General features: G+C 61.0%; 11 protein-coding genes. 8 read left to right on the top strand and 3 right to left on the bottom strand.

Annotation, left to right across the window (positions count from 1 at the left end):
* Positions 1-175: 175 nt before the first annotated feature.
* The 3 genes from nadE to K5E37_RS18005 form a co-directional block, all read right to left on the bottom strand.
* Entirely contained in the window at positions 176-1,003 is an 828-nt protein-coding gene (gene nadE / locus K5E37_RS18015; RefSeq protein ID WP_007950678.1) for an ammonia-dependent NAD(+) synthetase, read from the bottom strand.
* Between the two features lie 4 nt (positions 1,004-1,007).
* On the bottom strand, positions 1,008-2,231 hold the full coding sequence (pncB, locus tag K5E37_RS18010; RefSeq protein WP_085608510.1) for a nicotinate phosphoribosyltransferase: 1,224 nt from the start codon (positions 2,229-2,231) through the stop codon (positions 1,008-1,010).
* Positions 2,232-2,338: 107 nt separating this feature from the next.
* On the bottom strand, positions 2,339-3,244 hold the full coding sequence (locus K5E37_RS18005; protein ID WP_221534731.1) for a LysR family transcriptional regulator: 906 nt from the start codon (positions 3,242-3,244) through the stop codon (positions 2,339-2,341).
* Positions 3,245-3,405: 161 nt separating this feature from the next.
* On the opposite strand from K5E37_RS18005, the gene K5E37_RS18000 reads away from it, so the two are divergent.
* The 8 genes from K5E37_RS18000 to K5E37_RS17965 all read left to right on the top strand — a co-directional run bounded on the left by K5E37_RS18000 (position 3,406) and on the right by K5E37_RS17965 (position 13,295).
* Entirely contained in the window at positions 3,406-4,896 is a 1,491-nt protein-coding gene (locus K5E37_RS18000; protein ID WP_007950668.1) for an aldehyde dehydrogenase family protein, read from the top strand.
* Positions 4,897-5,061: 165 nt separating this feature from the next.
* Entirely contained in the window at positions 5,062-6,345 is a 1,284-nt protein-coding gene (locus K5E37_RS17995; RefSeq protein ID WP_221534729.1) for an FAD-binding oxidoreductase, read from the top strand.
* Positions 6,346-6,709: 364 nt separating this feature from the next.
* The gene (locus tag K5E37_RS17990) at positions 6,710-7,843 is read left to right on the top strand and encodes an ABC transporter substrate-binding protein (protein ID WP_192563309.1); all 1,134 of its coding nucleotides are present in this window, start codon (positions 6,710-6,712) and stop codon (positions 7,841-7,843) included.
* 146 nt (positions 7,844-7,989) lie between these two features.
* Positions 7,990-8,904, top strand: coding sequence for an ABC transporter permease subunit (locus K5E37_RS17985; RefSeq protein WP_007950661.1), 915 nt, complete (start codon positions 7,990-7,992; stop codon positions 8,902-8,904).
* A gap of 3 nt (positions 8,905-8,907) precedes the next feature.
* A complete protein-coding gene (gene livM / locus K5E37_RS17980; protein WP_007950660.1) occupies positions 8,908-10,209 on the top strand; it encodes a high-affinity branched-chain amino acid ABC transporter permease LivM in 1,302 nt (433 codons plus the stop codon).
* Positions 10,206-11,078 carry an ATP-binding cassette domain-containing protein gene (locus tag K5E37_RS17975; protein WP_007950657.1) on the top strand — a complete coding sequence of 291 codons (873 nt, stop codon included), beginning with the start codon at positions 10,206-10,208 and terminating at the stop codon, positions 11,076-11,078. The genes livM and K5E37_RS17975 overlap by 4 nt, the downstream gene beginning before the upstream one ends.
* The gene (locus tag K5E37_RS17970) at positions 11,075-11,791 is read left to right on the top strand and encodes an ABC transporter ATP-binding protein (protein ID WP_007950655.1); all 717 of its coding nucleotides are present in this window, start codon (positions 11,075-11,077) and stop codon (positions 11,789-11,791) included. Before K5E37_RS17975 ends, K5E37_RS17970 begins: the two co-directional genes overlap by 4 nt.
* Positions 11,792-12,530: 739 nt before the next feature.
* Complete coding sequence (locus tag K5E37_RS17965) at positions 12,531-13,295, top strand: SDR family oxidoreductase (RefSeq protein WP_007950653.1); 765 nt, start codon at positions 12,531-12,533, stop codon at positions 13,293-13,295.
* The last annotated feature ends 9 nt before the right edge of the window (positions 13,296-13,304 follow it).

Below are 13,304 nucleotides of genomic sequence, written 5' to 3'. Positions count from 1 at the left end.
TCGACTTGGTCGACAACCGACAATTTAAAAGTCAGCGTGTAATCGCGTTGACTGCGTTTTGCGCCCGAATCCATTGCACCCTCCTGATAAGAAGCCAGAAGGTGTAAACCTTATTCAGGACGAGACAAAGGTCAAAAAAAAGCGTCCCGAAGGACGCTTTTTTTATGCCCTGGATTCAAGGCGCAAACGGCATGACCCGTTTGTGATGGGTCTTTTTGTAGGTGTTGACGATGATGTCGAACGCCTCCTGACGCACCGGCTCGCCGTGCAGGAAAGCGTCGATCTCGGCGTAGGTCACGCCGTGGGACGCCTCGTCCGGCTTGCCCGGCGACAGGTCTTCCAGATCCGCCGTCGGCACTTTTTCCACCAGCGATTCCGGTGCGCCGAAGCTGCGGGCGATGGCCCGGACCTGGTTTTTCACCAGACCGCTGAGCGGGGCCAGGTCGCAGGCGCCGTCACCGAACTTGGTGAAGAAACCCATCACCGCTTCCGCCGCGTGGTCGGTGCCGATCACCAGGCCGTGAGCCGCGCCGGCGATGGTGTACTGGGCGACCATGCGCATCCGCGCCTTGGTGTTGCCGAGCACGAAATCCACCGACACCGCATGCTTGCCTTCGAAGGCTGCGACTTCGCTGGCCAGGGATTTCACCGCCGGGCCAATGTTGACGGTGTGGCGCTCGTCCGGGGCGATGAAGTCCACCGAGGCCTGGGCGTCGTGTTCGTCGAACTGCACGTCGTACGGCAGGCGCACGGCGATGAACTTGTAGGCCTCGTCGCCGGTGCGCTCGCGCAGTTCACGCATGGCGCGCTGGGCCAGCAGCCCTGCGGTCAGCGAATCGACCCCGCCGCTGATGCCCAGCACCAGGGTCTTGAGCCCGGAACTGGTCAGGCAATCCTGGATGAAGGTGATGCGTCGGGCGACTTCCGCTTCGAGGGCCTGGTAATCGGCGAACGGCGGCTGAACGTTGAGCTGTTCAGCAATCTCACGCTGTACGGCTTGCATGAATTCACTCCTTGCTAGAAAGGCTGGAAACGGCAGGAACCTGGAAAACGTGTCGCAAATAGGCGACGAAATTCGGGTCTTTGCAGTGGGTCTTGCCCGGCTCGTCGGAGATCTTCGCCACCGGTTGGCCGTTGCAGGCGGTCATTTTAAGCACGATGCTCATCGGTTCGACACCCGGAATGTCACAGGTCAGGTTGGTGCCGATGCCGAAGCTGACATTGATCCGGCCGCGCAGCGCCCGGAAGATCTCCAGCGACTTGGGCAGCGTCAGGCTGTCGGAGAAGACCAGGGTCTTGCTCATCGGGTCGATGCCGAGCTTGTGATAGTGGGCGATGCATTTTTCGCCCCACTGCACCGGATCTCCGGAGTCATGGCGCAAACCGTCGAACAGCTTGGCGAAGAACAGATCGAAGTCGCCGAGGAACGCGTCGGTGGTGATGCAGTCGGTCAGGGCGATCCCCAGCAAGCCGCGATACTCGCGAACCCAGCAATCGAGGGCGGCGATCTGGCTGTCGATCAGTCGCGGGCCGAGTTGCTGGTGCGCCATGATCCATTCGTGGGCCATGGTGCCCAGCGGTTTCATGTCCAGTTCGCGGGACAGGTGCACGTTGCTGGTGCCGACGAAACGCCCGGGGAAATCGTGCTTGAGCACGTTCACCACTTCTTCCTGCACGCGGTAGGAAAACCGTCGGCGCGTACCGAAATCGGCTACTTGCAGTTCAGATAATTCATCGGCCGAGGCGTTGGCCGTCAGCCAGTCGAACTTGCGGTAAAGCTGTTCGCGGGCCTGTTCCAGCACTGTTTCACGGTAGCGATAGCGGTTGCGCACTTCGCTGACGATCGCCAGCAGCGGCACTTCAAACAGGATCACATGCAGCCACGGCCCGCGCAGGCGGATGAACAGCTCGCCGTTCTCGATGCCGGTGTGAAGGTAGCGCAGGTTGAAGCGGAACAGACCGAGGAAGCGCAGGAAATCCGGCTTGAGGAACGAGATGCGCTCGAGAAAGCTCAACTGATCGGCGCTCAGGCTCAACTCGGCCAGACGCTCGACCTGGAAGCGGATCTCCGCCAGATACGGGCGCAGATCTTCACTGTTACGGCAACGGAACTCCCATTCGACTTCGACGTTGGGGTAGTTGTGCAGCACCGCCTGCATCATCGTCAGTTTGTAGAAGTCGGTGTCGAGCAGGTTCTGCACGATGCGATCGGCAAACACACTCTCGCTCATAACGGGGTCTCCAGACGGGCCGCGCGTTGGCGCGGTATCAATCAATGGCGCTAGTGGCGCATATCCGGGGTGGGGATTGCCAGCGATTTTTATCCCGGCGCAGCGCCTCAGACCGCATCAGGACTGTCGATCTGCTCCAGCATCCACTTCACGAAATCCCGCACCTTGGGCACTTCTGCCGCGTGTTCCGGGTAGGCCAGGTAATAGGCGTCGGTGCTGGGCATTGCATGCTGCCAGGGAATGACCAGTTTGCCGTCGGCCAATTCCTCTTCCACCAGAAACCTCGGGAGCAGGGCGACGCCGCAGCCGACCTGCGCGGCGCGGATGCACATATAAAAGGTTTCGAAACGCGGGCCGTGGTAGCTGTGTTCGGTCTGGTAGCCCTGGCTGTCGAACCAGTCGTGCCACGCTTGCGGGCGCGAAGCATTCTGCAGCAGGACCAGATTGGTGAGTTGCGTTGGATCAGTCAACGGAGTGTCCGGCAGGCTGCTCGGCGCGCAGACCGGCACCAGCTCTTCGCCGAACAGCTTCAGGCATTCGGTGCCGGGACGTGAGCCCTGGCCGAAATAGAACGCCAGGTCGCTGCGCCCTTGCAGCAGGTCATCGGCTTCCTGCTCGTTGCACAGGTCCAGATGAATCGACGGATGGCGCAGGCGCCAGCCCTTGAGGCGCGGCACCAGCCAGCGGGCGCCGAAGGTCGAGGGCGTGGAGACGCGAAGGACTTCGGTCTCGCCGCCGTAGGAACGCAGGTAATGGGTCGACATCTCGACCTGGGTCAGGATTTTTCTGACTTCCACCAGGTACAGATCGCCGGCGGGGGTCATCTGCAAACGGCGGCGCACCCGGCGGAACAACAAGTGCTGCAGCAATTCTTCGAGCTGCGCCACCTGCTTGCTGACAGCGCTCTGGGTCAGGTTCAGTTCCTCGGCGGCCCGGGTGAAACTCAGGTGCCGGGTTACGGCCTCGAAGCACTGCAACGCGGTGATCGACGGCAAGTGGCGTTTGTTCAGCATGGGCGATCCTTTTCTTGTCTTTCTGCGCAGCATGAATAAACGGAATGATATCTCGCGTAAAGGTCGTTTGTTGCACAGCCTTCCTGACGCTACAACTAAAGGTCTGCCCGGTCGTGAAAACGCGCCCGCACACATTCAGTTTTTTGCTCGAGGAGTGACCCATGGTTGCCGCATTGCTTGATCGTCTAGGTGTGAACCCGGCCCTGTACCAGAACGGCAAAGTGCCGGTGCATTCGCCCATCGACGGCAGCCGCATCGGCGCCGTGAACTGGGAAGGCCCGGCCGAAGTCGAGCAGCACATCAGTCGCGCAGATCATGCGTTCGAACAATGGCGCAAGGTGCCGGCCCCGCGTCGCGGCGAGCTGGTGCGTCAGTTCGGCGAAGTGCTGCGTGAATACAAGACCGAACTCGGCGAACTGGTTTCCTGGGAGGCCGGCAAGATTACTCAGGAAGGCCTCGGTGAAGTGCAGGAGATGATCGACATCTGCGACTTCGCCGTCGGCCTGTCCCGCCAGTTGTACGGCTTGACCATCGCCTCCGAGCGCCCTGGCCATCACATGCGTGAAACCTGGCACCCGCTGGGCGTGGTCGGCGTGATCAGTGCGTTCAACTTCCCGGTCGCGGTGTGGGCGTGGAACACCACGCTGGCGCTGGTCTGCGGCAACCCGGTGGTGTGGAAGCCGTCGGAGAAAACCCCGCTGACTGCGCTGGCCTGTCAGGCGCTGTTCGAGCGCGTACTGAAGAATTTCAGCGACGCCCCGGCGCACTTGAGCCAGGTGATCATCGGCGGTCGCGATGCCGGCGAAGCGCTGGTCGATGACCCGCGTGTCGCGCTGATCAGCGCCACTGGCAGCACCCGAATGGGCCGCGAAGTGGCGCCGAAAGTCGCCGCCCGCTTTGCCCGCAGCATTCTCGAACTGGGCGGCAACAACGCAATGATCCTCGGCCCGAGCGCCGATCTGGACATGGCCGTGCGCGCCATCCTGTTCAGCGCCGTCGGTACCGCCGGCCAGCGTTGCACCACGTTGCGTCGCCTGATTGCCCATGAATCGGTGAAAGAAGAGATCGTCACCCGCCTCAAAGCTGCGTACTCCAAAGTCCGTATCGGTCACCCGCTGGAAGGCAACCTGATCGGCCCGCTGATCGACAAGCACAGCTTCGAAAACATGCAGGACGCGCTGGAGCAGGCGCTGAGCGAGGGCGGTCGGGTGTTCGGCGGCAAGCGCCAACTGGAAGATCAATTTCCGAATGCCTACTACGTGGCGCCGGCCATTGTTGAAATGCCGGAGCAGAGTGACGTGGTGTGCAGCGAGACTTTCGCTCCGATCCTGTACGTGGTCGGTTACAGCGATTTCGAAGAGGCGCTGCGCCTGAACAACGCCGTGCCGCAAGGTTTGTCGTCGTGCATCTTCACCACCGATGTGCGCGAGGCCGAGAAATTCATGTCTGCGGTCGGCAGTGACTGCGGCATCGCCAACGTCAACATCGGCCCGAGCGGCGCTGAGATCGGCGGCGCGTTTGGCGGTGAAAAAGAAACCGGTGGCGGTCGTGAGTCGGGCTCGGATGCATGGCGCGCGTACATGCGCCGGCAGACCAACACCGTGAACTACTCGCTGGAGTTGCCGCTGGCGCAGGGCATTACCTTCGACTGACAGTTTTCTCAAAGCTATTGATCGTTCCCACGCTCTGCGTGGGAATGCTGCACCGAACGCTCCGCGTTCGCTTTCGGGACGCAGAGCGTCCCTGACTGCGTTCCCACGCAGAGCGTGGGAACGATCTTTTAGGTGTGTTTGGCAGGTTTCTGTTGGAGTCTGGCAATGCCGTTACGCGAAGAATGTCTGTGGGAAAAACTCACGCCGCAACGACCGGATAACACGGCGCTCAGGGGCGAGGTCAAAGTCGATGTCTGCGTGATCGGCGCCGGGTTTACCGGGCTGTCGGCCGCGCTGCATCTGTTGGAGAAGGGCAAAAGCGTCTGCGTGCTCGAAGCCCATCGCGCCGGGCATGGTGGCTCCGGGCGCAACGTCGGGCTGGTCAACGCCGGGATGTGGATTGCGCCGGACGAGATCGAGGCCGGCTTTGGCGAGGCGGTCGGCAGTCAGCTCAACCGCATGCTCGGTGCGGCGCCGGCGCTGGTGTTCAGCCTTGTGGATAAATACAACATCGATTGCCAGTTGCGCCGCGAAGGCACCCTGCACATGGCGCACAACGCCAAGGGTGAAGCGGATCTGCGCAGTCGCGAAGAGCAGTGGAAACGCCGCGGTGCACCGGTCGAACTGCTGACAGGCAAGGCCTGTGAGCAGGCAACCGGCACGCAGAAGATTGCCGCCGCGTTGCTCGACCGGCGTGCCGGTACGCTCAATCCGATGGCTTATGTCACCGGGCTGGCCAACGCTGTCATCGGCCTTGGCGGGCAGATGTTCGATCACTCTCCGGTCGCGCGTCTTGAGCGTCAGGGGCCGCAATGGTCGGTGCAGACCGAGCAGGGTTCGGTGCTCGCTGAACAGGTAGTGATCGCCTCCAACGCCTACACCGAAGGCGACTGGACCGAACTCAAGCGTAACTTCTTCCCCGGTTACTACTATCAGGTCGCTTCGGTGCCGCTCACCGAAGACGCTGCCCATGAAATCCTCCCGGGGGGGCAGGGCTCGTGGGATACCCGACAGGTGCTGAGCAGCATCCGCCGTGACAAGGATGGTCGTCTGCTGCTGGGCAGTCTCGGCAACGGCAATCAGAAACCGACCTGGTTTCTCAAGGCCTGGGCCGACCGGGTGCAGCAGCATTACTTCCCCAACCTCAAACCCGTGGAGTGGGAATGCACCTGGACCGGGCGCATCGCCTTCACTCCCGATCATCTGATGCGCCTGTTCGAGCCGGCGCCCGGACTGGTGGCCGTCACCGGTTATAACGGCCGTGGCGTGACCACCGGCACCGTGGTCGGCAAGGCCTTCGCCGATTACTTGTGTAACGGAAATCCTCAGGCGTTGCCGATTCCCTTCGCACCGATGCAGCCCCTGGCGGGTGTGGGCTTGCGCAGTTGTCTGTACGAGGCCGGGTTCTCGCTGTATCACGCGGGCCAGTGCCTGCGGATCGTCATTTGAGTGTTGAAAATTGTTGCGTAACGCGGCGCTTTTGCGCGTAGCGACTAGCCTGTAATGGTGCGGGTTGTAGCAGTACCGCACCAGCAGTGTGCAGTTCGGTGACGCGGGCTGTTACAGGCTGGTTGCACGTCGTTTGGCGCCGCGGTTGCAATGATGGCGCGCGCGGGTTGCGCCTGAAAAAATAATTGGTTTCACCTTCCGCGGTTTAGACGGTTGCACGCCCAATGAAAATGGGAACGAAACAGTCGAAATAACAAGAAAGCAGCGACTTTTTGAAGAATAAAAAACCGATGGCACGGCCCTTGCTCTGAGCATTCAAGTGAAGTCGCAGTGCCAACTAAAAAAAACCTTGGAGCACCACCTCATGTCCCAGACGTTTTACAAGAAAGGCTTTCTGGCCCTCGCAGTGGCTACTGCGCTGGGTGTTTCTGCGTTTGCACAAGCTGATGTGAAAATCGGTGTGGCGGGTCCGATGACGGGCGCCAACGCGGCATTTGGCGAACAGTACATGAAAGGGGCACAAGCGGCGGCCGACGCGGTCAACGCGGCGGGCGGCGTCAACGGGGAGAAAATCGTCCTGGTCAAGGGCGATGACGCTTGCGAACCGAAGCAGGCGGTGACGGTCGCCAAGGACCTCACCAACCAGAAAGTCGCCGGTGTGGTCGGCCACTTCTGCTCGTCCTCCACCATTCCTGCGTCCGAGATCTACGACGAAGCCGGCATCATCGCGATCACCCCGGGTTCCACCAACCCGCAAGTGACCGAGCGCGGCCTGAGCGCCATGTTCCGTATGTGCGGCCGTGACGACCAGCAAGGCATCGTGGCCGGCGACTACATCGTCGACGTGCTCAAGGGCAAGAAAGTGGCCGTGCTGCACGACAAGGACACCTACGGTCAGGGCCTGGCCGATGCGACCAAGGCTCAACTGGAAAAACGCGGCGTGAAGCCGGTGCTGTACGAAGGTCTGACCCGTGGCGAGAAAGACTTCAGCGCCGTGGTCACCAAGATCCGTGCAGCCGGTGCCGACGTGGTCTACTTCGGCGGCCTGCACCCGGAAGCCGGTCCACTGGTCAAGCAACTGCGTACCGAAGGCCTGAAAGACGTGAAGTTCATGTCTGACGACGGCATCGTGACCGACGAACTGGTGACCACCGCTGGCGGCCCGCAATACGTCGACGGCGTGCTGATGACCTTCGGCGCCGACCCGCGCCTGCTGCCGGAAAGCAAGACTGTAGTGGATGCCTTCCGCAAGGCCGGCACCGAGCCTGAAGGCTACACCCTGTACGCCTACGCTTCGGTTCAGGCACTGGCCGCCGGCTTCAACGGCGCCAAGTCCAACAAGGGCGAAGACGCTGCCAAATGGCTGAAAGCCAACCCAGTGAAAACCGTGATGGGCGAGAAGACCTGGGACGCCAAGGGCGACCTGAAAGTCTCCGACTACGTGGTTTACCAGTGGGACAAGGACGGCAAATATCACCAGCTGGAAAAACAGAAGTAAGGGCTGACGCGATCGGCTGACCTCTGCAGAACACCTGTGGGGGCCAGCCCGGTCGTGGCTGACATTGCTCCGACGTAAATCTGTATTTTTCCTAGAAGAACCGCGCGCCCCAGGGTGTGCAGGTTCTCACTGCGTGAGATTGCGTTATGGATGGTATTTTCCTGCAGCAACTGGTCAACGGCCTGACCCTCGGGTCGGTCTACGGCCTGATCGCCATCGGCTACACAATGGTCTACGGCATCATCGGCATGATCAACTTCGCCCACGGCGAGGTTTACATGATTTCCGCTTACCTCGCGGCAATCAGTCTGGCTCTGCTGGCTTACTTCGGTATCGAATCCTTCCCGCTGCTGATGCTCGGCACACTGGTCTTCACCATCGTCGTCACGGGGGTGTATGGCTGGGTCATCGAACGCATCGCCTACAAACCACTGCGCAACTCCACCCGACTGGCACCGCTGATCAGCGCCATCGGTATCTCCCTGATTCTGCAAAACTATGCCCAGATCAGCCAGGGCGCCCGCCAACAGGGTGTTCCGACGCTGCTCACCGGTGCCTGGCGCATCGACGTCGGCTCGGGCTTCGTCCAACTGACCTACACCAAGATCTTCATTCTCGTCGCGGCGTTCGTCGGGATGGGCCTGCTGACCTACGTGATCAAGTACACCAAGCTCGGACGCATGTGCCGCGCCACCCAGCAAGACCGCAAGATGGCCTCGATCCTGGGGATCAACACCGACCGGGTGATTTCCTATGTGTTCATCATCGGTGCAGCGATGGCGGCCCTGGCCGGCGTGCTGATCACCATGAACTACGGCACGTTCGACTTCTACGCAGGCTTCGTCATCGGCATCAAGGCGTTCACCGCCGCGGTGCTCGGCGGGATCGGCTCGCTGCCTGGCGCCATGTTGGGCGGGATCATCCTCGGGATCTCCGAGTCGCTGTTCTCGGGCCTGGTCAACTCCGACTACAAAGACGTGTTCAGCTTCTCGCTGCTCGTACTTGTTCTGGTCTTCCGGCCTCAGGGCCTGCTGGGCCGTCCTCTTGTGTCGAAGGTGTAAGCGATGTCTTCAACCACTACAAAATCCATTGATGTCAAAAAAAGCCTGGTTGAGGCGATTCTCGCCGGTCTGATCGCCCTGATCGTGTTCGGGCCGATTGTCGGCGTGGTACTCGACGGCTACAGCTTCAACCTCGAACCGACCCGCGTGGCGTGGATCATCGCCATCGTCATGGCCGGCCGCTTTGCCCTCAGCCTGTTCCTGCAAACCCCCAAGGGCCTGCGCATTCTCGAAGGATTCGAGAGCACCGGTTCCGGCGTGCATGTGCTGCCTGCCGATCACAAATCCCGCCTGCGCTGGATCATCCCGCTGCTGATCGTGCTGGCCGTGGCCGTGCCGTTCGTGTCCAACTCCTACCTGCTGGGCGTGGTCATCCTCGGTTTGATCTACGTGCTGCTGGGGCTGGGACTGAACATCGTGGTCGGTCTGGCCGGCCTGCTCGACCTCGGTTACGTGGCGTTCTACGCCATCGGTGCCTACGGTCTGGCGCTCGGTTATCAGTACCTCGGCCTGGGCTTCTGGACCGTGCTGCCGCTGGCGGCGATCACCGCTGGCCTTGCCGGTTGCATCCTCGGCTTCCCGGTGCTGCGCCTGCACGGCGACTACCTGGCGATCGTGACCCTGGGCTTCGGTGAAATCATTCGTCTGGTGCTCAATAACTGGCTGTCCCTGACCGGCGGCCCGAACGGCATGCCGGCGCCACTGCCGACCTTCTTCGGTCTGGAATTCGGCAAGCGGGCGAAGGATGGCGGGGTACCGTTTCACGAGTTCTTCGGCATCGCCTACAACCCGGACGTGAAGTATTACTTCATCTATGCGGTGCTGTTCCTGGTGGTGCTGGCCGTGCTGTACATCAAGCATCGTCTGGTGAAAATGCCGGTCGGTCGCGCCTGGGAAGCCCTGCGTGAAGACGAAATCGCCTGCCGCTCGATGGGCCTGAACCACGTGCTGGTCAAGCTCTCGGCGTTCACCATCGGTGCATCCACGGCGGGCCTGGCGGGTGTGTTCTTCGCCACCTATCAAGGCTTCGTCAATCCGACCTCGTTCACCTTTTTCGAATCGGCATTGATCCTCGCCATCGTGGTGCTCGGCGGCATGGGCTCGACCATCGGTGTGGTGATCGCAGCGTTCGTGCTGACCGTCGCTCCGGAACTGCTGCGCGGCTTCGCCGAATACCGCGTGCTGCTGTTCGGGATCCTGATGGTGTTGATGATGATCTGGCGACCTCGCGGGCTGATTCGCATCAGCCGTACCGGGGTCACTCCACGCAAAGGTGCCATTCACTATGAGAGGACTGCGCCATGAGTGAAGTCGTACTCTCTGTTGAAAAACTGATGATGCATTTCGGTGGCATCAAGGCTTTGAGCGACGTCAGCCTGAAGGTCAAACGCAACTCGATCTTCGCCCTGATCGGCCCCAACGGCGCCGGCAAGACCACGGTGTTCAACTGCCTGACCGGGTTCTACAAGGCCTCCGGCGGCAAGATCGAACTCAACGTGCGCGGCCAGCAGACCAACGTCATCCAGCTGCTGGGCGAGTCGTTCAAGCCGACCGACTTCGTCTCGCCGAAAAACTTTGCCAGTCGCCTGTACTACAAGATGTTCGGCGGCACTCATCTGGTGAACCGCGCGGGCCTCGCCCGGACGTTCCAGAACATTCGCCTGTTCAAGGAAATGTCGGTGCTCGAAAACCTGCTGGTGGCCCAGCACATGTGGGTCAACCGCAACATGCTGGCCGGCATCCTCAACACCAAGGGCTATCGCAAGGCTGAAAGCGACGCGCTGGACTGCGCGTTCTACTGGCTGGAAGTGGTGGATCTGGTGGACTGCGCCAACCGTCTGGCCGGTGAACTGTCCTACGGTCAGCAACGCCGTCTGGAGATTGCCCGGGCCATGTGCACGCGGCCGCAGATCATCTGCCTCGACGAACCGGCCGCCGGCCTCAACCCTCAGGAAACCGAAGCGCTGAGCGCGATGATCCGGCTGCTGCGCGACGAGCACGATCTGACCGTGGTGCTGATCGAACACGACATGGGCATGGTAATGAGCATTTCCGATCACATTGTGGTGCTGGACCACGGCATCGTCATCGCCGAGGGCGGACCGGATGCCATTCGTAACGATCCGAAAGTGATCGCTGCCTACCTGGGCGCCGACGAAGAGGAAGTCGTATGACGCAACCCATCCTCGAACTCAAGGATCTGGACGTGTTCTACGGCCCGATCCAGGCCCTCAAAGGCGTTTCGCTGCAGATCAACGAAGGGGAAACCGTCAGCCTGATCGGCTCCAACGGTGCCGGCAAATCCACCCTGCTGATGTCGATCTTCGGTCAGCCACGGGCGGCGGGCGGGCAGATCCTCTATCAGGGCGTGGACATTACCCACAAGTCATCGCACTACATCGCCTCCAATGGCATCGCGCAATCGCCGGAAGGGCGGCGGGTGTTCCCCGACATGACCGTCGAGGAAAACCTGCTGATGGGCACCATTCCGATCGGCGACAAGTACGCCAAGGAAGACATGCAGCGCATGTTCGAGCTGTTCCCGCGGCTCGAAGAGCGCCGCACGCAGCGCGCCATGACCATGTCTGGCGGCGAGCAACAGATGCTCGCCATCGCCCGGGCGCTGATGAGCCGGCCCAAGCTGTTGCTGCTGGATGAGCCGAGCCTGGGCCTGGCGCCGATCGTGGTGAAACAGATCTTCGCCACCCTGCGGGAACTGGCGAAAACCGGGATGACCATTTTCCTCGTCGAGCAGAACGCCAACCATGCGTTGAAACTGTCCGACCGGGCGTACGTGATGGTCAACGGCGAGATCCGCCTGACGGGCACCGGCAAGGAGCTGCTGGTGAACGAAGAAGTGCGTAACGCTTACCTCGGCGGTCACTGATCGTTTGAAGTTGTCCACAAGCCCCGATGCGAGAGTGTCGGGGCTTTTTTGCGTTTGCTCGTTCACTGAAAACCAGGACTTTCGGGAAATTGTGGAAAACAAAATCGCCAACCTGCCAAAGCGCGACATAAAGCCGCTGCAAATGGCTGTTTTTCCACAGTTTTGACTTGTCCCCGTTTGCTGTGGAGCTGGCTGTGAATAACGTGGGTGTAGCTGGCTGAAAGCCTTTGAATCCGTGGCTTGCAGCGCTGTGGTTGTTTTTTGATCAGTGTGTTTTTGCTGAGGGGCAGGCCTGTTTGTCAACCTTTTTATGGGGGCGCAAAACAGCGCGGATGGCTGTGGTCAATCCTGTGGATAAGTCTGTGATTAAACTCTGGAAAGACTCGGCTAAGGGCCGTAATTGCTGGCCTCGCGCAATCACGGCCATGACCGGCCGGTCGTGCAAAATGCCCTGCCCGGCACAACTGGTTGTTCAGGGTCAAGCAAAAAACTTTCCAGATCGCCCGCAAAGCCTTGTGTGGCGCGGCTTTGCGCTTTTCCACTTGCCCCCGGAAACTGTGGAAGGGCTTGTGGATAACGTGCGTGCACATGGCTGCAGGCCACGGCGCGTATAGCGTAGCGGCCGTTGATCAATTAATGAGCAGGATTCGGTGGTTGCCGGTTAAAGCGGGGCCGGGCATGCTGCCCGCTGATTTTCTATTCCAATGGCTGCCCCGGCGGCCGAAGCAAGGAGAACACGATGTCCAACACCCTGTTTATCACCGGCGCGACCTCCGGTTTTGGTGAAGCCTGTGCCCGTCGTTTTGCCGAGGCCGGCTGGAAACTGGTGCTGACCGGTCGTCGTGAAGAACGCCTCAACGCGCTGTGCGCCGAACTGTCGAAGCAGACCGAAGTGCATGGCCTGGTGCTGGACGTGCGTGATCGCAAGGCGATGGAGGAGGCGATTGCCAACCTGCCGCCGTCGTTCGCCAAGCTGCGCGGCCTGATCAACAACGCCGGGCTGGCGCTGGGCGTGGACCCTGCACCGAAGTGCGACCTCGACGATTGGGACACCATGGTCGACACCAACGTCAAAGGCCTGATGTACAGCACTCGCCTGTTGCTGCCACGCCTGATCGCCCACGGTCGTGGCGCCGGCATCGTCAACCTCGGCTCCATCGCCGGTAACTACCCGTACCCGGGCAGCCACGTTTATGGCGCTACCAAGGCGTTCGTGAAGCAGTTCTCGCTGAACCTGCGGTGCGACCTGCAGGGCACTGGCGTGCGGGTCAGCAACATCGAGCCGGGCCTGTGCGAGAGCGAGTTCTCGCTGGTGCGTTTCGCCGGTGACCAAGCGCGTTACGACGCCACCTACGCCGGTGCCGAGCCGATCCAGCCGCAGGACATCGCCGAGACCATCTTCTGGGTGCTGAATGCGCCGGCGCACATCAACATCAACAGCCTGGAGCTGATGCCGGTGAGCCAGACCTGGGCCGGTTTTGCCATCGAGCGTAACAAGGCTTGATACGGTTTT

It is taken from the genome of Pseudomonas sp. RIT778 (assembly GCF_019718735.1).
Classification (GTDB): Bacteria; Pseudomonadota; Gammaproteobacteria; order Pseudomonadales; family Pseudomonadaceae; genus Aquipseudomonas; species Aquipseudomonas aphyarum.
The sequence above is the reverse complement of the archived record's forward strand: the minus strand, read 5'-3'. Positions and strand labels throughout refer to the sequence as shown.

Bases quoted from the DNA above. Each gene is read 5' to 3' on its own strand.
- K5E37_RS17985 (WP_007950661.1), top strand. From the start codon at position 7,990: ATGGATGGTATTTTCCTGCAGCAACTGGTCAACGGCCTGACCCTCGGG.
- livM (WP_007950660.1), top strand. From the start codon at position 8,908: ATGTCTTCAACCACTACAAAATCCATTGATGTCAAAAAAAGCCTGGTT.
- pncB (WP_085608510.1), bottom strand. From the start codon at position 2,231: ATGAGCGAGAGTGTGTTTGCCGATCGCATCGTGCAGAACCTGCTCGAC.
- K5E37_RS17990 (WP_192563309.1), top strand. From the start codon at position 6,710: ATGTCCCAGACGTTTTACAAGAAAGGCTTTCTGGCCCTCGCAGTGGCT.
- K5E37_RS17970 (WP_007950655.1), top strand. From the start codon at position 11,075: ATGACGCAACCCATCCTCGAACTCAAGGATCTGGACGTGTTCTACGGC.
- nadE (WP_007950678.1), bottom strand. From the start codon at position 1,003: ATGCAAGCCGTACAGCGTGAGATTGCTGAACAGCTCAACGTTCAGCCG.
- K5E37_RS17975 (WP_007950657.1), top strand. From the start codon at position 10,206: ATGAGTGAAGTCGTACTCTCTGTTGAAAAACTGATGATGCATTTCGGT.
- K5E37_RS17995 (WP_221534729.1), top strand. From the start codon at position 5,062: ATGCCGTTACGCGAAGAATGTCTGTGGGAAAAACTCACGCCGCAACGA.
- K5E37_RS18005 (WP_221534731.1), bottom strand. From the start codon at position 3,244: ATGCTGAACAAACGCCACTTGCCGTCGATCACCGCGTTGCAGTGCTTC.
- K5E37_RS17965 (WP_007950653.1), top strand. From the start codon at position 12,531: ATGTCCAACACCCTGTTTATCACCGGCGCGACCTCCGGTTTTGGTGAA.
- K5E37_RS18000 (WP_007950668.1), top strand. From the start codon at position 3,406: ATGGTTGCCGCATTGCTTGATCGTCTAGGTGTGAACCCGGCCCTGTAC.